Source organism: Sphingobium sp. C100, from assembly GCF_000508185.1.
Classification (GTDB): Bacteria; Pseudomonadota; Alphaproteobacteria; order Sphingomonadales; family Sphingomonadaceae; genus Sphingobium.
In genome coordinates this window covers 1-19759 of record NZ_AYOY01000165.1, presented here as the reverse complement: position 1 = coordinate 19759, position 19759 = coordinate 1, and the positions used below count along the sequence as shown (strand labels likewise).

Below are 19759 nucleotides of genomic sequence, written 5' to 3'. Positions count from 1 at the left end.
TCAGCGTTTCGCGATCCTGAGGCCTGAAATGGCGCGTGCGCGAAACCGCGCGGCTCCGCCTGCCTCGCGCACCTTTCGAGCCTTTTCGGCATAGCGGCGCGCCATCTGCCGGTGCGCGAGAATGCGATCGATGCAGGTCGCCCGGCTAGCCGCACGATATTCATCCGTCGTGCGCAGCTCGTAATGTTTGAGACTGAAATCAGCCACGCTGGTCTCCGACAGTTTGCCATTGCCTTAGTGCCAACTGTGTCACTTTACCTCACGCCGGGTAAAGTGACGTAGATGGCAAACGTTACGATCCGTCTGGCTTGCGGTTGGATATGCGGATGATGTTGACGAAGGCCACGACGATGCCGAGGGCCATCACGATGAGCAGGCCCCAGGGACCGGTGCCGGCAAACCTGTCGATGATCCAGCCAAGCAAGGCACCGCCGGCAACGCCGCCGAGTAGTTCCGCCAGCACGCGATTGCCGAGGCTATAGCTGGCATCGGCACCTGTAGAGGCAGGGCGGGTTCGTTCCTCTTCGGCCGAATGCGCCGCCTCGAGGCGATCCTTCAGGCCATCCAATCGGGGATCCTCTCCGATAAGATCGGGGTCTGATTCATCTTTGCTCATGGGGCGGGTCTAGCATGGTGTGAAGACGAGAAAAATGATGAGGAGGGGTGAAGTGACACGGATGGCAAAAGTGCCGTCTCGCGTCTCCATGAGCATTTTGGGGGATTCACAAGAGTCCAGCTTTGTGCTTGATTCGTTCCATGATCCAGCAGGACCTCTTCGCGGCGACGCCCCAGCGAACGACGGGCATGCCCGATATCGTACGCATCATCGCCGAGCACTCCGCGCGGCCGCGCTATACCTTCATGGTGCTTGATCTGATCGCGCGGGTTGCGCGGGCCAACGGGCAGGCGGGACCGCTCGTTCGCGAAGGCGAAGCGCTTGTGCCGATCCGCGAATGGCTGGCCGCGACGATCGCACCCAGCGGCGCGCGTCATCATCAGCGCCGCGCGACCGCCGACAAGGTTCGAGCTGCGCTCGTCGGCCGGGGAGAGTTTCCAGGTGATCCGGCCGAGGCCGACCGCCTGGTCGAGGCGGAAGTCAGTGAGCGTGTCCGCGAAACCGGCATGACGGCAATCAGCCGGGCGGTGTCGGAGCTGGTGAGGGCCGGGCTGATCACGCGGCACTACCAGGGGTTCTTCGTCGATCATGAAAACCGCGGCGCCCAGCGTCATGCGGTCTACACCGTGACCGACGCGGTCCGAGCCGCGCTTCACCCAAGCATCGCCATTAGCGAGCACCGGCGGCAACCCTATGTCCGCGGCGCGCATGGGCAGCCCCGGGCAGAGGCAGCGCGCGCCTCAGGCTAAATCCCCGGTGCGTGCTGCGGCAGAGCGCGCTTTTCTTGGCGCTCCCAGGTCTCGATCAGGAACAGGGCCAGCGAACTGGCGGCGTTGATCGCGAGACGTGCGATGCGCGGGTCGATCCTCCGGAAGCCCTTTTCACGCCCGTGAGCGTCACCACCATGCGTTCGCAGCGCACCGATGCCTTTTGCAACCGATGTCAGGCCGCTCAGGATCTGGCGGACGTCTGCTTCCACTTCGGCGGGCAGGTCGCTGCGCCCCGGCGACAGGTTCAGCGGCTCCTGGACGGCGCGGATAAGGCCGTCGATATCCTTGCGGGGCGGCAGCGGCAACCCGAGCTCGATGAGGATGGATCTGCAGACAGCCTCGATGAGCGAGCACGCGGCGGTTACCGCATCTTCGGGGTCATCCTGAAGATTGGGGAGGGCGCGCGCTATCTCCATCTGCACCGTGTCGAAGTCCAGTGTTTCGACTTTCTGGATGAAGGGTTCGACGATCGTCCCGGAGCTCTGGCGTCTGGTCAGCACGGCCTTGCCGCCGACGATGACCACCGCCAGCTCGTCCGCTGCGAGCGCCTTGTTGAGATGCTCGCGAACCGCGGTCGCCTTATCGGGCTCCGTCAGATATTCGCGCGGATCGCAGACCTTCTCAATGATCCGCGTGATGTAGACATCGCCCTGGCCGTCATAGTGATTGGCTGCCTGGCGCAGGAAATCCGTCGTCGCGGGTACGCGAGAGCTCGCGCCGATACGCATGTCGAGGCCGCAATCGAGGAAGAATTGTTCGATCTTCGGGCCCGACCGATAGATTCCGATCGCCGGGCTGTTATCATTGCCGGCGCCGCCCGTGATCGTGTCGACCAGCGCCTTGATGACAAAGGCAGAGAATTTGCCGCTCATGGCTTGTCTGCCGCGAGAGAGAAGGACGCGAGCTTCGGGCAGCCTTCAATCTTCACTACCCACATGCTCAGCCTTGTCCGAGAGTGATTCCGTCAGAATTCGATGCGTAATTGCTTGGGCTGCCGTGACCAGATGGCTGTATCTGTCGCGGTACAGGAGTTGACCGATGACTGTTTCGACGGCCTTCGGGTTGACCTTTTCTACGACGTCTAGCGCCTTTTGGCATCGCTCGCGGCCGCATTCGCGCAACGCTGAGACGAGATAGTCGTCTCCATGATGCTCGGCGATTGCTGCCAAGTCGAACATGTCGCGTGGCTGCAAGTTCCAGCCCCGGAAATAGACCTTCTTGGCTGCGATTTCGGCCGGTGTCTCCAGGTCGACGATCTGCCCTCGCACATCGTGACGCTCGCTGGCGATATCGAGGATGGCGGAAGAGCAGATGAAGTCGATCTCGCCGAGTTCGTCAAAGGCCAGTTTGAGCGCCTGCGTCCCGTCGGTCTTATATTCGTCCGGTCGGCGGGTCATGGCGAAATCTTGGATCTGCGGATTGAGGAAGGGTAGGATTTGCGGATCATCGAGAAAGATGTCGATGTCGTGGCTTTCGCGATGGTCGATCTGGAGCATGAGAGCGGTCCCGCCGCCAAAGCTCCACGAAGGCGCAAAGCCTACGGTTTTCTCTAAATGGCCGAAGATTTCCATCGCGAGGTCGAACAGGACTGGCCACTGGCTCGGGCCCCGCTCGACCATACGTTACGCTGCCAGCGGGAGCGCGTAGCCCGACAGGTTGGAAAACTGGTCTGCGACCGCGCAGACCTTATCGGCATCGACACCCATTTCCTGGACGAACTGCAACTGCAGAGCCGGGCTCACTTCCGAGAAAAAGGAGAACACGGGCGCGTTGAAGTCGCTCGCGCTCTTGGGGTCGGTGATCAGCGCGGCGAGTTGATGCGCGGAGAGGTTCGCCCCATAAGGAGCGTTCACCGTCGCCAACACCAAGCTTGCAGCCTTTGCCATCTCACAACCTGTACCATGATCCCATCGATCACTCCGTCTATATAGCTCTGGGGCGTTATCAAAACAAGAACGGGGCAATCTGACGAGTAGCTGGGTGAATGTAGGCGTCAGATTTCCGGCTTGAATCCGCCCTCCCCGCGCGATTTTCCCACTTACCATAATGGGAGATTATGGTAAGTATAGGAGCGCGAAACCGGCAGGGAAGGGGCAAGTTCCGCAGATGAAGAAATTGCAGCAATCACGCGGCACAAATGTGCCGCGCATTGTGCCGCAGGCGACCGAGCGGCTGGCGTCACTCGGCGTCGGACTCAGGAACCTCGAACAGTTCGACCGCGAAATCCGCGATCTGGTCGGCGGCCAGGTGCATCATGGCGATCGGCGCGCTCTCCATATCAACGCGCTCGATCTTCCCGTCCTTCATCTGGACCAGGAAGCGGTCGCATTGCTCGAGCACGACCATGCGAATCCCGTCATCCTCGTCGAGCGTCAGCCGACGCACGCTTCCTTCATAGGCGATCCAGGCTCCGTCATGGCCGCTGGTCGTCCGCACATAACCGACGGCGACATGGCCGCCAGCCTCGACCTTCTGGACGATCGGCAACAGCCATCCGAAGCGCAACGGATCGGCCCTCGCCGTAATCGGCGATGTCCGGGCAATCGTTTCACAGATCCAGCCCATCAGCACCGCCAGTCCGAGGAAAAACAGCAGTTCCAGTTCGATCGCAAGCGAGGACAGCCCCTGTGGCGCATGGCCGCTGAGCAGCGCCTTATAAGGGTTGGGTTCGTAGGACAGCCTGATGAGTGGCTTCCAGGCCGCGATCAGTTCGTTGAGCGCGAAGATGCCAGCGCCGAAGACATGCGCGCCCAGCGCCAGCGCCACAACCAGGAAGATAGTGAGATTGGAGTTCGGCCGATCCGGTCGCGGCGAGACAAAATCGCGCGCTTCCCCGATCCGAAGTCCGAAATAACCAGCGAAGCCCGGAAGCAGCAGAACGAGCGCGCCGAGCAGCGCATATCCGAAGGTCATGCCAGCTTAGGCCGTTTCGGCGGTCTTCTCGGCCCTGGCGGCGCGAATCTTCTCGCGGTCGATGACATAGACGCCGTTGCGCTGGACGGCCGCCTCACGCGCTTTCCTCCAGCTCCCGAAGGTTTCATGGACCTCGCGGCCCAGTTTCAAGGCTTGTGCCGAGTTAAGCTGCATCATGTCCTCCAGAATGACATATAGCGAGCAATGGCTGAGAGTTCCACAAGATCCTCCGATATGGAAATCATCGTCGTCAGAACCGAGGACGCCGCACTGCCGATGCGGTCGCGGAACGCGGACGCCGAAACGGTCGATATGCGGTTGCTCCGCACGATCGGCGGCATCGTTCCCACAGATCTGCCGCCGATCAGCCAGCTCGGGCTCGAGACGACGCTTTCGGCCATGGCCGACGCGACCAAGGCGGCGATTGCCGCCGATCTCGATTGCTGGCGTGACTGGTGCGGCGAGGAAAGCCGAAAACCACTGCCCGCCGATCCCGAAGATGTGGTGCGCTATGTGAATGCGCTCGATGCCAGGGGGAAAAAGCCCGCGACCCTCGCGCGACGTATCGCGAGTCTCGGTTCGGTCCACCGCATGATGGGACTGACGGGCGATGCCGCGCCCACCGACGCGCCGATGGTGCGGGCAGCGCTCAAGGCCGTCCGCAGGCGCAAAGGTGCCCTCCAGCGCCAGGCAGCGCCCTTGCGGCTGGGCAAGGCACTCGATCCTCATGCCGCCAAAGGTTTTACCCTTGCCGCGCTGCTCGATGCCTGTGGCGGCGATTTGCAAGGGCTGCGGGATGCCGCCCTGCTTTCGCTCGGCTATGATGCCGGCCTGCGGGTCAGCGAACTCACCATGGTGGAGGCAAGACAAATCGATCCACAGGAGGATGGCTCGGCGACGCTTTTCATCCCTTACTCCAAGACCGACCAGGAACAGGAAGGCGCCTGGGCATGGCTTTCCGCGGAGACGATGCGGCGCGTCGGCGCATGGCTGGTTGCAAGCGGCATCGAAGAAGGCCCGCTGTTCCGCAGGGTCGGGGTCGATCGACGTCGCGCACGGGAAACCGTACCGGAAACTGCGCTCGCACGAACGACCTATTCCATCGGAACGACATCTCTAACCCGGCAGGGCGTCAACGGCATCTACCGCCGTGTGGCGCTCACGGCCTATGACAAGGGACTGGTTACGCTGGCTGTTGGCAAGCTGGACGACGCGATCCAGGCCTTGTCCACACATTCGCTGCGCGTCGGCCTTACCCAGGATCTCTTCGCGGCGGGAGAGGATGGCGCTGGCATCGCGCAGGCCCTGCGCTGGAGTTCGCCAACAACCGCATTGCGCTATGGCCGCAAGCTCGCCGTGCGCAGCAATGTTGCCGCACGCGTCTTGTCGCGGGTCCGTAAATGAGCTGCCAGCCCTGCCTTTCCAGGCCGGATTTGCAAAGACTCTCATATTGTTGGAGACTCCGACGAGGACGGTTTCCGAAGAAATCGAGGAGAATGAGTTTGCCGACCATCACGATCGAATTGAGCAAAGAGGATTCGGCGAACCTGGCCGAACTTACGCGGCGTTGTGTCGATGCAGATCAAGCACGAAATGGCGCAACGACTCATGGACCACTTGAGAGTGCCGCGGACCTTCTAACGATGCTGGCGCAGGATGCGGCGATGGTCATTCGCCGGCCCGGAAGCTGGGAAGGTGCCGGCATGGCTCGACTTCTCGCGGGTCACGGGTATGAGGTGTAGCGCGCCCGCCAAAAGCGGGGCGAAGATCTCGAGAGCGAATGAACGGCTCGTCCGAAGCGCAGCGCCACATGTTGCGGCAAGTGGATACCTGACAGGACCATCACATGACCTAGAACGGGTCTGGGCCTGTCTTGCGGCGGCGATTGAGACGGTCCCGGTGTCGAACCCAGCCTGAAGCGAACGGACGAAGGATAGAGGAAGGAATGTTCACGCTCGATGACGGTTTGGTCCACGCACAATCCGCCGGTACTTGCGCAGCCCTCTATTGTGCGAAACGCGTCCAACTTGGAGTGAAGGGGGATTGGAATATACCGCCGGTGATCGAGGCATGTCTGACGGGACCCTCTGCCCAGGCTTTGGCACTGGCCCACAGCATGCCTTACTGGAATTTGCGGAAACTTCACCGTGATAGGGCTCGCGTCGGCGTATATGCGCTCGTCCTGCGCTCGGGGAATCTGTCGGTTCGATGGCAGCCATTCGGTTGCGATTTCGATAGCAATATCGCCAGATTCGATTTCGAGGGGGACGATGATACGGACTGGATCCGTTCACCGATCCTGGGCCCGCAGGTTATGCAACGGCCGGACAATGAACTCTATTTCATCGAGGATTTCGCCGGCCTGATGCACCGCGTGGACCGAGCAGAGGAACTGTCGCCAAGGGAGCGGCTCCTTCTGGACATTGAGTGCGAAGCTCTCGTGGCATTGCTCAAGAATCTCATCGGAACCTTGTCCTGGTTCGTCAGGCCGATCTGGGAAGACACGATTGTCTGTCGATGGAAGCCCCGTCCGGAAGATAGCGGCAATAAGGGACTTCCAGCCTATCTTCTCCCTGGGCAGAGACACATTGCCGCGCTCGAGGTCCGAATGCGGCACGAGCTGGAGGCGAACTTCTTTGAGGGCATCCTGTCCTGGGCACTATCGCAACTGAAAATCGAAGAGGGAGATTTCTGTAGCGTGCTGGCTGACATCGATCCGAAAGAGCAGAGCCATCATGCGCGCAGCCAGCGCGTGAGCACGGCCATCAAAAACATGACCGGTGCCGGCGGCCCCAAGCGCGTGGCCCGCGCGCTTGGGGCGCTGAAAGCCCTGAACCGGCTTCCCAAAGGATGGTCTGAGGCCGTTGTCCCGAGAGAAGATGATCCTTGGGAAACCAGCATACAGCAGCACTTCGTGGACAGCATCAGCACAGCCGGCTAAATGCCAGTTGCGGCTCCTGGGCCACCGTACCTGCGTGGCGGTCGTAGACCCTCCTCATTGGATGAATGATAGACAGTAATTTCGCGCGCGACTTGGCGTCGATGGCGCGTTTCAACAGGCTGGCATTGTTCGTGGCCAGCACCTTGTTCCTGCCGCGGCCCACGCAATCAGTTCGAACGCGCGATCATATGATCCCGAAATTGCGCTGCCTCGGGTGGAAGCCCCCGAAACCAGTAGCGCCGGACGGGGTAAGGGAGCCAGCGCATCGGCACTCTGCCGAAACCGAAGAACGCCAATATGCACCCCGCAATGAAAGCCGTCATCACGCCGGTGCGGATCAGATCGCCCGCCTGTGTCGCCGGATAGACGGGGAGGTAGATGACGACCAACAGCATGATCAGCACGGCGAGGGTCAGCCTGAATGAGAGCCGCCACCAGTCATCCATCCGATGCTCGAACGTCACCAGAAAGGCCTCCCGATCCGCACGCCCCTGCGGGCTGTCAAGATACACCATGTGGGGGTTCTCCGGCTCCGGCGCGGCCCCGACCGGCACCGGCGTTGGCGGATACCGGTCCGGCGGACACGGCGTCTTTCGCCAGATGACAAAGCCCAGAATCTCTTTCCGGTTCGCCTGACGCTTGCGGTACGGCCAGTAGATTTCGTGCCAGTAGGTCAGGTTCGATTTGCCTTGAGCGGCCAGCCACTCGTAAATCGGTTCTGGCGGCGTGGGTGCCGGACCGTAATCCGTCACTGCCCCAAAGGTGCAATGATAAACGAAGTGGAGGAAGGCGCCGACGAACACGACCTTGGCGACCACGGTCGGAACGGCGCCGGCAAGAACCCCAAAGAAGGTCTGCCAAAGTTGTGGTTCGAACCAGCAGAGAAAACGCGCTCCCAGAATGACCGTGCTGAGCCCAAGCAGGAGCTGGCCAAGCCAGAATAGCGCGCGGCTGCGATTCAGCGGGCCATAGCGCGCGCGTTGCAGGGTGAGGATCGCCGTGTCGATCTGGCGCTCCCCCTCGCCCGGATCGTCCGGAGCCAGATGGGCGGCCAGTGCGTCATAGGCGCGTGGTTGTCTGGTCATTTCTGTTTCTCCTGAAGGGCGCCGACAATTTTTGAATGCCTCGGGCAAGGCCCGCCTCGCGGAGTCCGGCCATCTCGTCGCGCCTGCGGCAGGAGCGGAACAAGGATGCCCGACACACGGGTATGGCTTCTGCTGCCTCCATCAGAGGCTCTCAGGCCGGGTAAGCATGATGCGCGTCTTGAGATTGCCATCGGGCCGGCGATGCAGGTCGATGATATGCCCGGTCCGCGGCTCGAAGCTCATGAGCTCCGCAACCGTCTCATAGGATGTGTTCGATCCGAAAAAGTGCGCCGGGCCATGCCATTTCTGGCCCTCGATCAGCCGCATCCTGAAGGTGCCTTGCGGGACCGGAACGCGAATGCGGTCGTTTTTTGAGACATAGACCGAGATGATGTGCCGGCCTGATGCCGGATCGAAGAGCTGCACGACCGCGTTCGCATCCGCGGTTTCGATGGTGAGGAAGCTGGAAATGCGCTTGCGCGTGACCCCGTTTTCGACGGTGACCGAACCCGATTCCGGGAAAGGCATTGCCGCCGCGCCGTCAGGCAGCCATCCCGCCCTTTGGGCTTCCCCTAAAAAGGGAATGGCAATGAGGAGCAGGCTCAACGCGAAGGGCAACCAGCGCAGTGTCCCGCCGGCATTACCGCGCAGGCTCCAGTACCGGCTACGCTGATAGTCGAAGCCGCGGTTGACGGAATCGAACCAGGCGCCTTCCATCCGCCCGGTCGGGGTTTTCTTCGCACGGTCGCGATAGCGCTCGCGCATATAGTCGCGATCATCGAGTCCCATGGCCGGGCTACCCGTTGATCGCGGCGGTCGGCGCCGCGTCGCGAAGATGCCCGATCACCCCGAATACGGCCTGGACGGTCGGTCCCGTACCGGCGGGAATCCGAAAGGTCCGGTAGCCGGCCCGGGCTGTCATGGCGTCGCGCTCCCGATCCTTTTCGGCATCATGCGAGCGGTCGTCGATCTCGATCAAAGCGATGACCCTGCCTGTGGTGGGATCCTCCACCACGAAATCGACGATCTTGCGCGCGAAGGGATTCCAGTCTGCCGGGATGACCCGCCGGCCAGGCACGGAAGGCACCTTGAGGAGCGCACCCATCGCGACCTGTGCATGGATGCGGTACATGGGCAGCACATGTTCGAGCGCCGCCAGCATGGCCTGTTCTCGTTGCGTCATGAACGGCCTGGCGACAGGCGCCAGAGGCTGCTGAGGGGTAATATTGCCCGACAGCCGCGACCAGCCGAGCGCCACGAGCCCGCTCACCAGCAGGAGCGAGGCCAGAAGTTGAAACATGTTCACAGCTCTCTCCTTCAGCCCCAGCCGTCGCGCCGACCTTCCCCGTTGTCCCGCAGATTCCGGCCATCGAGCGCCGAGCGGCGGATGTTGAGCTCGACCTCTTCGCCCTTGCGGGTGATCTGGACGTCGCGCGGATCGAGGCCGTTTCGCCGGGCATAGTCGTTTGCCGCCTTCTCGCTGCCGAACTTGCCGGCTTCCTCGAATTCCCAACCCATTGTTCATCTCCTTCTCTTGGCCGCCGGCACCGCGCCGGCGGCTTCTCCATTCACAAGTCGAGGCCGAGGCTGCGTTCGGGCAGCGGCGGCAATGGATCGCCGCGATCCGGCTTCAGATCGGACGGCGCTGGCGGGGCCTTCGCGGCCGGCATGGGCGCGGCGCCATCGGGCAGCGGCGGGAGGTCGGTCGGAATCGGTGGAAGGTCCGAAAGGTCGATACCATCGATCGGGCCCGGGTCGAATTTCTCGCGCGGCTGAGCGCCCGGCCCCTTTTTGCCGTCGATGTCGAGACGGCCGAGCGTCTCGAGGGAGGAGGTCTTGTTACCCGGGTTCATGTCGAGCTGCCGGGTTAGCTTCTCCTTGTCGTCCACGATCATCGTGAGCTCGTCGCGCACGCGGGTGACGCCGACGTTGAAGAGGCGCTGGTTCGAGAGGTTGCGCTCATGGGACGACATGACGGTAATCGCCTTGTCGGTGGTGATCCCCTGCGCCATGTGCATGTTGAGGCTGTAGGCAAGGTCGAGCCGAGACAGCATCGGATCACCGAGGCCGAGCGTCACGAGTGCCTTGTCTGCAGTCTCAACCTTCACGCCATCGGCATCGATGCCGACAACGCGCGCGAGAGCGGCATTGAGCAAGCCGCGCTCCTTGTCGTTGGCGGTCCAGCGGATACGGTCGCCGTCGCGCAACTGCAGGTCCTTCTTCTGGGAGAGCTGGAGCCGGTCGCGCTGTTCTGTCGGCGACAGTTTCTGGGGATCGAAACGGATCCGACGGCGACCGTCCGACAACTCGACCTTGCCGTTGGCATGGACTTTCAGAACATCGTAGCGGCCCGCCCTGATGCCGACATCCTGCGCGCCGCCCCGGCCGACCTCCAGCGTCTGGCCCTGCCGATAGGTCGACGCATAGCGCAGCTCCTCCCGGGTCGTATTGACGCGCTCGTAGACGGTGAGATGGATCGCCTGGCCCTTGACGCTGCCTTCCGCGATCAGCCCGTCCTGAATGCGCTGATTGATGATGGCGCGCGCATCGCGGCCCGAAGCGAAGACGGCGGTCGCCTCGCGCTCGAGCGGATCAAGCCCAAGCCACATGTCGGAGGCGGCGGCAGCAGGCTCGGCCGCCTCGACGACGCGGTCCCCCAGCACCTTTAGCGCATCGCCGGCCTTGCCGATATTGGCGAGCGCGGCGACCGTGCGCAACTGGTCGGTGCGCTGACGGATATTCTGGTCCATGCGCGCCACGGTCCCACCGCCGACCTGGATCATGGCGAAGGCCTTGCCGGCATCGATCGAGGAGAGCTGCTGGCGATCGCCGACCAGCACCAGCTTGTCGACACCCAGGGCCGCCGTGATCTGGTGGAGCTTGAGCATGTCGTTGCTCGAGACCATCGACGTCTCGTCGACCAGCAACATGGTGCCGGCGAGCTTCTCGCGCGCGGCGTCATATCGGGGCGTGTCACGCTCGGTGATGAAACGCTCATTGGCGAGGACGAAGGAGGCGATCGTCTGCGCCTTGATGCCCGCCCCTTCACCGAGGTCCGCCACCATTTTGTTCTGAAATGCGAGGCCGGTGATCGATCGGCCTTCGGCTTCGGCGACCCGGGCGACCGCCTGGAGCATGGTCGACTTGCCCGCGCCCGCAACGCCCTGGACCGACACGGTCCGATCTGTCGACGACAGGATCATTGTCGCCGCTGCAAGCTGACCCGGATTGAGGGGCAGAGCCACCGCTTCCTGCAAGCGCTGCGGCGCGTCTGCTGCCGCCACGATCGGCTCCGCTTTCCCTTTGCCTTCTTCGACAGCACCGAGGATCTTTTCTTCGGTCCGCAGAGCCTCCTGCGTGGTGCCCATGCGGCCCGTCCGATCCGCGGCGGTCGCAACGCCGGGGATGAGCTGACGGTTCTGCACCAGCCGATCGATCCGCTTCTCGATCATGTCGACGGTGACGCCTTTGAGGCCGAGATCGAGCGCGGTCTTGCTCAGCAGATTGACGGGCCAGGCGGCTTCGCGTTCGGAGAGCATGCGCACGGCAGACGCGACCGCAAGCTGCGCGCGTGCTTCTCCCGGCGACTTGACCGCCCGGGCGAGCGCGTTGTCCACCAGAGGATCCTGGGGACGAAGCAGCGCACCCAGGGTCTGGCGGGCGCCATCCACGGCATCGACGATGGCGCGGTAGCCGCGCTCCAGGGCGCTTTCCGGAGCCGCTAGCCCTGCGCGCGCCTCGGCCGCCGCCCGCAGGTCCTTGCCGTCGAAGCCGTGGGCCGCAGCCTGGTCGATCCAGCCCTGCTTGAGCGCCGCGCGATCCTCGACATCGAGTTTGGGATCGCGCGAGCGCTTGGTGATTTCGCGCAGGCCCTCGGGCGACTTGATGCCCAACCGCGTCGCGTGATCGAGGATCTCTTCGCGGCGCTGACTGAACTCGCCGATGACAGCCTTGGGGACACCCGATATCTCGAACGTGCCATGCTTGCCCTTGAGCTCAACCTGATAGCCGATCCGCTCGAGCCCGGCGCGCAGGAAGGCGTGGTAGATCGAGCCGATTATGCTGTTGTGGCTCCAGAGCTTGTCGGCATGGAGCGCCTGCCATTTGCCGTCGGGCATGCGCGTGAGATTGGCGATCACCGCATGGATATGCGCCTGGGGATCGAGCGCCCGGCTGGTGTCGTGCTGGAACAGCGCATAGACGAGATTGCCGGTCTGGACCGGCACCTTGCGGCCTTCGATGTCGCGCCGCCCCTCGGCGAGGTTCTTCTCGACCCACGCCATGGTCTGCTTGACGGCCGCCATATTGGCCTCAAGCACGCGCTTGTCGCCGGCGACATAGGCCATGATCGAGGCCGACTTCGGCATCGAGAAGGTGAGGTCGTAGCCCGCGCGCCGGTTCTCGACCTGGGCGACCGCTTCCCCGCTCGGAAGGATGCCATTGAGCACGCCCTCGAACGCGTCCTTGGACACCTCGCCGGACAGACCGAGGTCTTCCGACCCCTCCCCCGCCCACAGGCTGATCTCTGAGGATCCCTCGACCGTATAATAGTCGTCCTTCGCGAAATAGTTCGCGGCACCGGAAGCGGAGCGGACGCCGGCGACCGAGAGCATCAGATGCCCATATCCATGCCGTCATCGTCGCGGCCGCTGGCGAAAGCCTGGCGCAGCTCAACCAGCGTCAGATCCTCGACCTGCGGGCTGGTCTCGCCGTGCCGATGACCATCGCGGCGGTCATCCCTGTCGCGCGCGGAGACCGGCTGTTCTTCGCCGCCGGTGCGCGCCGCTGCCGCCTTGTCCGCCGCATGGGTGCCGGGCGTCGCCTGTTCGTCACGATCGTCGGCGCGCTGGGCCGCGCGCCGGGCGGCATCGTCCTCCTCCTCGACCTCGGCCGACAGGATGCGCGCGGCCAGATCGCGGGCGAGATTGGTGGTCTCGGCCACCTCTTCCACCACCTGCAACGAGCCGTCGCGCCCGCCTGCCTCCCCTGCCCCATCCTCGTCGAACGCTTCCTCTCCGCGCTTTGACCGCACCGGCCCGACATCGGGCCGTTGGACGAAGCCCTGGGCGACCTGGGGATAGTCTTTCCACTCGAGCAGGATCCGCGCCGCGGGAAAGCCGTCGGGGAACTTCACGAAGCCGTGCATCGAGGGCAGGTTGGTGATGTCGTCGGCGATGACGAGCGGCTCGACCTGTTTGCGCGGGGTCAGGGTCGAGGCGTCGCGGGTGTTGTTGTAGCCATAGCTATAGGCCTCATCCATCTGCCGAACCTCGCGGTTGCCGATGTAGCGGGCGCACTGCTCGGCCGTGTCGAGATCGGCGGTCGCGAGGATAAGCTTGGAGCGGGCAAGCGAGGCGAGATTGCGCGCTCCTTGCTCGCCATAGACTTCGACCAGTTTCTCGAAGCTATGGATGCCGAGGATCATAGCACCGCCGAACGCGCGGGCGGTCTGAAGACCATTCTCGATGGCGGGCAGGCGGTGGAGAGCGCCGAGCTCGTCGAACATGAACCATGTGCGCAGGCTGCGCGTGCGCGGCAGCGTCATCAGCCGGTTGATGGCGAGGTCCATCCAGAGCGTCAGCAGCGCCCGGTTCATCGGCAGATCGACATAGTTCGAGGTCACGAACAGGATCGAGCCGGGCTTCTTGTCGCGGGTGATCCAGTCGCGGATCGAGAAGGGCTCACCTTCGTCCGGCAGGAAGCGCAGGACCTGCGCGTTGGTGTTGAAGACGGCGCGGATCGATTCCGCCATGCGGGCCGCTTCTGGGGCGGTCAGCGGATCGGCGATGGTGTTGGCGAGGAAGCGGTGAACGCGCTTCAGGTCGGCCGTCATCAGGTTCTCGGACAGCGCGAGGTTGCTGGTCTGTCCCCGCTCCATGAGGCGGATGCACATCTCGATGAAGAGCGTGCGCGCGGCGAGCGCCCAGAAGGGTTCGGAGGAGCCGCCGTCAGACGGGATCAGCGCCGCCGCGGCGGCGGTGAACTCGCTGTGCGTGCGGCAGTCGTTGAAGATCGACCAGGCCGGGCAGCGCGCGTCCATCGGATTGAGGATCGTGTCGCGCGTGGGATCGTAGAAGGCTTCGACATAGGCCCCTGTCAGGTCGAAGATCACCGCCGTGTCCTGACGCTCCCGCATCTGGGTGACGAGGCTCCTCAGCTCCGTCGTCTTGCCCGAGCCGGTGGTGCCGATGAGCATGGCATGCGACTGCTCGGTGCGGTGCGGAAAGGGGATGCCGGCGAGCGTGTAGGGATGATGGATGCCGGCTTCCTTGCGCGCGCGGAACGGGAGCGCCAGAACCTGCCGCGGGGACAGGCTGGGGAAGAGGTCGGCGGCTTCCTCTTCGAACTTGATCCGGTTGTGCTCATTGATCTCTGCAAGGAGGACGGTGCGGTCGACCAGCATGGCCCCGCGTTCATGGCGTTCCTGAAGGATCGAACGCCCCCGCCGGTGCGAGATGTCGACGAACCAGATGGCCGCCGGAATGGTGATGAAGATCGAGACGAGGAAGGCGCCGATGAGGCCGCGCATCGCGACGGCCCAGGCGGTGATGACCTCGGGCACATAGGGCACCGCTTTCATCACGGTGCGCAGGATCTCGCCATTGGGAAGCGTGACGTTGACGCGCTTGCTCGGATTGAGATCGACCCAGTTCCAGAGCGTCGCGTAGATCTTCATGCAAACGAGCTGGAAGCCATGCTCATCGAGCTTGATCGACATGATGATGAACCAGGCTGCGAGGAAGGCGAAGAACCACAGGATGAAGGGGAGTTTCGTGCCCGAGAACCACATCAGCATTTCGTGGGTAAGAAGCTGGCTGCCGCGGGTGAAATTACCGGCATTGCGCTGGACGCGGCCGCGCGCGGAATGATGGGTGAGCGGGACGGGACGCCCGTCCGTGCGGATGTCCTCACGCGCCATGATATTGCTCCAATCGCTTGTCGGTTTCGGCGATGATGCGATCGCGATATTCGGGGAATTGCTCGCGGATGATGATGTCGAGCGCGAGCTGCTGGAACTCGCTGATGCGGGCGATCCGGCGATGGCTGGAGCTCAGCAACTGGCCCGATCCCAGGAAGGCATCGACGGCCGCGCGCAGCAGGTCCGATGGCGTGCATCCGCGTTCCGCCGCGAGCGCGACGAGGCGATCATATTTGCCGCGGTCGAGCCGGACCGAGCAGTGCTTGTAGGGGATGGTCAAACCGAGCCTCCTAGCAGGGAGGCTGGCGGGGTCTCAGAAACCGGTCCGGTGTATAGCGCAATCGCTGTGGTGGAGCAAGGAAATCGGCTTCCCCGCAGCAAGCGTGTGCGCCTGTAACACGCGAAAATGGCGGATTTCCGTGGGTTTCGGGAACGGCGAAACCATGTCCCACAGTGTCCCACCGAGCGGAAACGCTATAACCTGTTGGAATTGTTTCAGAACCTATGCACCGAAGGTGCGTTCGGTGTGCTTCTCTGCACCAGGGCTGAGTCCAGACCCTCGGAGCGTCCAGGACGCGATCGGAATGGTTGGGATAGCGCCTCCGGCGGGGCACCTTGCCGGCCTGCGGTCGGAAGGAATGCCGGCTGGCAATTGACGGGCCACGCGATCGCGGGTGCGTTTCAGCGCTTTCGGCAGGCTCGATGAGCGCCTATAGTGGGACCGTTCATAGCCCGATCAGCGTGAACCAAGAGGCCCATCATGGCACGCACATTGGAACAGGAAAGAGCCGCACTTGAAGAAGAAGGCCGCAAGCTGGAAGAGCGGCGGCAACGATTGGAAGAGAAGGAACGCGAGGCCGCGATACAGGCAATCGAGAAGACCGGTCTTCTCAAGCTCGACGGCAAGCGATTGAGTGGGCTGGTCGCCCGCATAAAGTCGCTGGGAATCGAGGAAGTGGAAAAGCGCCTGACGGCCTGAACAGCCCCCGCCGCGACCCTTGTCGCGGCACGGGCATGGGGGGCTCGATGCCCCTCATGCCCGTAACATCGCCACATGAAAAAAGGGGAGAGGCGCCCGCGCCCCTCCCGTCTGTCTCAGAATTCGTCAAGCCGCCCGCCCGGCACGCTGTGGACGATCCGGTCGATGATCGTCATCGGCAGCGCGCCGTAATCCCCTTCGTCGATGGTGATGTAGCCGGCCTCCTCGTCCGCCACGACATGCTGGTCGAAGTAGCTGTGAAGCGCGCGGCGTTCGGCATTCACGATGGCGGCGAAGAAGGCGGCGTTGTCGGCGGCGGCGCTGGTCGAGATCATCTGCATGGATTCGCTCCTGTCGGTCTTGAATGACAGGAGCGGCGCGTCGGACGGCCGAGGCCGGGTCAAGGATCGCGAAGCGACCGCGAAGCGGCGGTGGGGGTCACGATTTTCTTGGGCGGCCACGGATGCCGAAGGAGAAGCGCTGCGCCTGATCCGCCGAAGAAAATGGTGGGGCCCCGCCGTCCTTGAGGCGGTCTCGGGCGTCCGACATAATGGGAAGTCTGTGAGAGATGTTTCCTCTCGTCGGGAGACCCCGGCAAGGCGTAGCGGCGTGCGAACCGACTGGTCCGCTTGGGCCGCGAGCGAGCCGGAACTTGATGCCAGCGGTAAGAAGAAAGGGACCGAGCGCGGGGCCCGGTCCCGGATGGCGTCAGGGATGACGACCGCAGTGGCAGTAGTTCTCGTCGATGCCGCTGATCGAGCAGAGGCCGGGTCCGAAACCAGCGGCCATGACCTCGGGATCGTCGATATAGCCAAGCTCGGTGGCGATCGCGATTGCCTGTGACCGGAGCGCCGGATCGAGCTTGTCGATGGTCGGCTCCAGCGCCTCAGTGAACCAGCGCTCATACATCTCGTAGCTGCCGCCGGCGGTCTGGCGCATGATCGCTTTCGAGACGCGGTCCGCCTCCTCCCGAAACTGCGCCAGATTGTCCGATTGGGCGGCTGCGGATAGCGGGTCGTCCTGCGGAGTGTGCGCCTGTTGTGGGCGGTGTTCGGCTGCGACCTGGTATGTCCTGCCGCAGTTCGAACAGCGGGCGCATTCATCGACCTCGTCATAATGCTCAGGATCGTAGAGCGTCGCGCAGTACGGGCAGATCGGAGCGTTGAACAGCGGCCGGAGATCGTCGGAAAGTTTGTCCATAAGAGCCTCCATCGGGATGATGCCGTGCTCCCCATTTCTCATCGATGAGGATGGGCTCATCGGGACGCGGTGTTGAGGCGGTCAGGGACGGCATGGCCGCCGCGAAGCGGGCAGCGGGGGAGCCGATTTTGTTGCCGGGTAGCGGAGCGGATCGGCGGCAAAATTGGGGGGACCGCTGATCCTTGACGGCCGAGAGACACCCAGCGTCATGCTGTGGCGATGAAGCCCCGTCTGATGGCGAGATGTGAGAGTGGTTTGGCTTTGCCCCGAGTGCCGGGCGGACGTTCGGGATGGACCGAAGGGCACCTCTCAGAGCGGCTCCCGCAGAGGCAACTTGGTGTCGTTCCATCTCTGTGATAGGCGAGCGCTTGCGCCACCAAGGCCGTGGCGCCGGGACTGGTAATCCCGTCGAGAAAGGCAGCTCGGTGTGGTTTCACGCCGGGGTGCCTGCGCACATGTCCAGGTGCCTCGGTGCTAAAAGCGTAGGCGCATGTCTCGACGTGTTACCAGCCCCGGCTCCCGCGCCCAGAGCGCGGGAGTTTCGGCAAGGGTTCGGCCCTTACGCAGCCGGGGAGCGTGGGATGAGCAAGTCAGGACAGAAGGTGGAGTCTCGTCCGCCGGAGATGGCATCGCGAGTGGCAGAAGGGTCGGACGCGATCGATCACCTGAGAAACGATCCGGAGATCCGGCGCGCGCTGGCTCTGGTCCTGATGCGGCAGGCGATGAAGGCGCTCGAAGAAGCCGAGGAAGACAGGGCCTGTTGTCATCTGCAGGCCGCGATCGACAGCCTTCTCGAGCGTTATGTCGATGGCGTTCCGTCGGCGACGAACTGACCGTTCAGGCCCACGCAAACCGAGCGTCATCATGCGCCGGCGCGCTCGCGATGAGACGTTCGAGCCGGGGCAGATAATGATCGACGCCGCGCAGTGCTGCCCGGCTTGGCGTGGCCGGATCGGACAGCCGGGCGCGTAGCAGATCGACGGGAATATCGCCGACGCTTTCAACTTCGATCGCGAGGGCTTCGAGCAACGCATAGGCATTGCCATAGGCGAGATCGAGTTCGAGGCCCTGATCCGATGTGAGGGCGACGCACAGCGTGATCTCGGCGCTGGCGGGGCAGTGATGGATGGCGATGCGCCGTCCTCTGAACTGGGCTTCCTCGATGACCGCGATCACGGCGGCGTCATGGTCGAAGATGCTGGTGATGGCGGCGAGCGCGAGCGGACAGACGCGCGCCTCGAAGCTGTCGCCGAGATACTCGTCGGGTTCAAGCAGCGCGACGCCGATGCGGTCTCCCTCGGAGCGGAGGAACCGCCGGAGCGCCGCGAGTTTCCGCGCCGTGATGATAGCGCTGGGCGAGAGAGCATCGTCGGCCGGTTCGGTGATGCGAAACAGGATGGACACGGTCTTGGTCTCCTCGACTGAAGGCGCTTTGCCCCTCCCCTCTCCTCTTTCTGGCGGCCGCCCACGGTCAGCTTGTCGGGCCCGTCTTGGCGGGACGCTGCAGTCGCGGCGCACGGGGGTTCGATGCCCGCGTGCGCCGCTTCCTCGCAGCAAGAAAGAAGAGAGGCTCCGGCGGATGCCGGAGCCTCTCGAGGGTGCGTCAGCGACGACGCTGGCGACCGCCGTTCACCATGTCGCGGTAGTAGTCATCCTGCGTCCAGGGATCGAACTCGTCGCGGGACTTCGGGAGATCGGTCTTGGGCTGGGCGAGCCGCGCCTTCACGGTCTCATCGAGCTTCACGACATGGAGAGGCACGCCTGCCTGCCGCAGCTTCTGGGCGAGGTTCATCTGGATGCCCGAGCCTTCGCAGACGACGGCTTCCACCGGCCTCAGGGCCAGCAGCCGGTCGTTGCGGACGAAGGCGGCCTTGGCGCCCAACCGGCGGTCGAGCTTGAACAGAATGACCTTCACGCCGCGCGCTGCCGCCCATGCCTGCGCAATCGCATCGCAGCCCTTGGTCTGGGCGGTCGTTGCGAGGATCATTTCCGGGATGCGCGCCTTGATCGAGTCGAGCCCGCGCCAGAGACCCTCATGGTCTTCCCAGACCTGCCCGCCGGAGAATGCGACAACCGGACCTTCGGGCGCGAACTGCTCGCGGCGCTCTCGAATTCGGGAAGCGAGATAGTCGCGGGCATCGATCATCGACGCGGTGACGCCTCGGGACACCCGGCTGCCGCGGGTCGGCGAATAGGGCCGTCCGGTCTCGACGCGATAGACTTCGGAGGCGTGGTCGCGCATGCACTCCATCGCATCGCGGCACCCTTGCAGCGTCTGGCAGAGAAGCTGGGCGTCTTCGAGCTGCGCGGCGTAGATGAGGGCATCGCGTGGAAGG

General features: G+C 63.6%; 24 protein-coding genes. 6 read left to right on the top strand and 18 right to left on the bottom strand.

What is annotated here, in order from left to right; genetic code table 11:
* Both C100_RS40305 and C100_RS40300 read right to left on the bottom strand, forming a co-directional pair.
* Positions 1–207, bottom strand: coding sequence for a hypothetical protein (locus C100_RS40305; protein WP_019054637.1), 207 nt, complete (start codon positions 205–207; stop codon positions 1–3).
* 85 nt (positions 208–292) lie between these two features.
* Positions 293–616: an AtpZ/AtpI family protein gene (locus tag C100_RS40300; RefSeq protein WP_019054636.1), complete on the bottom strand. Its 324-nt coding sequence runs from the start codon at positions 614–616 to the stop codon at positions 293–295.
* 140 nt (positions 617–756) lie between these two features.
* Between C100_RS40300 and C100_RS40295 the strand changes: the two genes are divergently transcribed.
* A complete protein-coding gene (locus C100_RS40295) occupies positions 757–1365 on the top strand; it encodes a hypothetical protein (RefSeq protein ID WP_019054635.1) in 609 nt (202 codons plus the stop codon).
* On the opposite strand, the gene C100_RS40290 is transcribed toward C100_RS40295, so the two are convergent.
* The 5 genes from C100_RS40290 to C100_RS48880 all read right to left on the bottom strand — a co-directional run bounded on the left by C100_RS40290 (position 1362) and on the right by C100_RS48880 (position 4476).
* Positions 1362–2258: an abortive infection family protein gene (locus tag C100_RS40290; RefSeq protein ID WP_019054634.1), complete on the bottom strand. Its 897-nt coding sequence runs from the start codon at positions 2256–2258 to the stop codon at positions 1362–1364. The two genes, C100_RS40295 and C100_RS40290, sit on opposite strands and share 4 nt — an antisense overlap.
* 45 nt (positions 2259–2303) lie before the next feature.
* Positions 2304–2957 (bottom strand): nucleotidyl transferase AbiEii/AbiGii toxin family protein, encoded by a 654-nt coding sequence (locus C100_RS40285; protein WP_235219113.1) that lies wholly within the window; start codon positions 2955–2957, stop codon positions 2304–2306.
* A 51-nt stretch (positions 2958–3008) separates the two neighbouring features.
* Complete coding sequence (locus tag C100_RS40280) at positions 3009–3272, bottom strand: hypothetical protein (protein WP_019054632.1); 264 nt, start codon at positions 3270–3272, stop codon at positions 3009–3011.
* 292 nt (positions 3273–3564) lie between these two features.
* Positions 3565–4299, bottom strand: a complete 735-nt coding sequence (locus C100_RS40275; protein ID WP_019054631.1) for a hypothetical protein — start codon at positions 4297–4299, stop codon at positions 3565–3567.
* 6 nt (positions 4300–4305) lie between these two features.
* Complete coding sequence (locus tag C100_RS48880; RefSeq protein ID WP_019054630.1) at positions 4306–4476, bottom strand: hypothetical protein; 171 nt, start codon at positions 4474–4476, stop codon at positions 4306–4308.
* A 57-nt stretch (positions 4477–4533) separates the two neighbouring features.
* Between C100_RS48880 and C100_RS40270 the strand changes: the two genes are divergently transcribed.
* From C100_RS40270 to C100_RS40265, 3 genes are all read left to right on the top strand, one after another.
* The gene (locus C100_RS40270; RefSeq protein WP_019054629.1) at positions 4534–5703 is read left to right on the top strand and encodes a tyrosine-type recombinase/integrase; all 1170 of its coding nucleotides are present in this window, start codon (positions 4534–4536) and stop codon (positions 5701–5703) included.
* A 92-nt stretch (positions 5704–5795) separates the two neighbouring features.
* Entirely contained in the window at positions 5796–6041 is a 246-nt protein-coding gene (locus C100_RS48345; protein WP_019054628.1) for a hypothetical protein, read from the top strand.
* Between the two features lie 203 nt (positions 6042–6244).
* Positions 6245–7240, top strand: a complete 996-nt coding sequence (locus C100_RS40265) for a hypothetical protein (protein WP_026150008.1) — start codon at positions 6245–6247, stop codon at positions 7238–7240.
* A gap of 167 nt (positions 7241–7407) precedes the next feature.
* On the opposite strand, the gene C100_RS40260 is transcribed toward C100_RS40265, so the two are convergent.
* The 7 genes from C100_RS40260 to C100_RS40230 all read right to left on the bottom strand — a co-directional run bounded on the left by C100_RS40260 (position 7408) and on the right by C100_RS40230 (position 15524).
* Positions 7408–8373: a hypothetical protein gene (locus tag C100_RS40260; protein WP_152536493.1), complete on the bottom strand. Its 966-nt coding sequence runs from the start codon at positions 8371–8373 to the stop codon at positions 7408–7410.
* 93 nt (positions 8374–8466) lie between these two features.
* The gene (locus C100_RS40255) at positions 8467–9114 is read right to left on the bottom strand and encodes a hypothetical protein (RefSeq protein WP_024020800.1); all 648 of its coding nucleotides are present in this window, start codon (positions 9112–9114) and stop codon (positions 8467–8469) included.
* Between the two features lie 7 nt (positions 9115–9121).
* The gene (locus C100_RS40250) at positions 9122–9625 is read right to left on the bottom strand and encodes a DUF2726 domain-containing protein (protein ID WP_019054789.1); all 504 of its coding nucleotides are present in this window, start codon (positions 9623–9625) and stop codon (positions 9122–9124) included.
* Between the two features lie 17 nt (positions 9626–9642).
* Positions 9643–9843, bottom strand: coding sequence for a hypothetical protein (locus tag C100_RS40245; RefSeq protein WP_019054788.1), 201 nt, complete (start codon positions 9841–9843; stop codon positions 9643–9645).
* A gap of 50 nt (positions 9844–9893) precedes the next feature.
* Entirely contained in the window at positions 9894–12938 is a 3045-nt protein-coding gene (gene mobF, locus C100_RS40240; protein ID WP_024020799.1) for a MobF family relaxase, read from the bottom strand.
* A complete protein-coding gene (locus C100_RS40235) occupies positions 12938–15244 on the bottom strand; it encodes a type IV secretion system DNA-binding domain-containing protein (RefSeq protein WP_024020798.1) in 2307 nt (768 codons plus the stop codon). Before C100_RS40235 ends, mobF begins: the two co-directional genes overlap by 1 nt.
* Positions 15234–15524, bottom strand: a complete 291-nt coding sequence (locus C100_RS40230; protein WP_019054536.1) for a hypothetical protein — start codon at positions 15522–15524, stop codon at positions 15234–15236. Before C100_RS40230 ends, C100_RS40235 begins: the two co-directional genes overlap by 11 nt.
* Before the next feature lie 480 nt (positions 15525–16004).
* Here C100_RS40230 and C100_RS40225 point away from each other — a divergent pair, with 480 nt between their 5' ends.
* Positions 16005–16223, top strand: coding sequence for a hypothetical protein (locus C100_RS40225; protein WP_019054537.1), 219 nt, complete (start codon positions 16005–16007; stop codon positions 16221–16223).
* Between the two features lie 116 nt (positions 16224–16339).
* Here C100_RS40225 and C100_RS0125000 read toward each other — a convergent pair whose 3' ends face one another.
* Both C100_RS0125000 and C100_RS40220 read right to left on the bottom strand, forming a co-directional pair.
* On the bottom strand, positions 16340–16564 hold the full coding sequence (locus C100_RS0125000) for a hypothetical protein (protein WP_031309893.1): 225 nt from the start codon (positions 16562–16564) through the stop codon (positions 16340–16342).
* A 367-nt stretch (positions 16565–16931) separates the two neighbouring features.
* Positions 16932–17423, bottom strand: coding sequence for a hypothetical protein (locus C100_RS40220; RefSeq protein ID WP_024020796.1), 492 nt, complete (start codon positions 17421–17423; stop codon positions 16932–16934).
* Between the two features lie 581 nt (positions 17424–18004).
* Between C100_RS40220 and C100_RS48775 the strand changes: the two genes are divergently transcribed.
* Positions 18005–18256, top strand: a complete 252-nt coding sequence (locus C100_RS48775; protein ID WP_031309889.1) for a hypothetical protein — start codon at positions 18005–18007, stop codon at positions 18254–18256.
* A 4-nt stretch (positions 18257–18260) separates the two neighbouring features.
* On the opposite strand, the gene C100_RS40215 is transcribed toward C100_RS48775, so the two are convergent.
* Positions 18261–18827, bottom strand: a complete 567-nt coding sequence (locus C100_RS40215; protein ID WP_024020794.1) for a hypothetical protein — start codon at positions 18825–18827, stop codon at positions 18261–18263.
* Positions 18828–19026: 199 nt separating this feature from the next.
* Positions 19027–19759, bottom strand: a 733-nt coding sequence (locus C100_RS40210; protein WP_024020793.1) for a DUF2493 domain-containing protein, incomplete at its 5' end; no start/stop codon positions are given.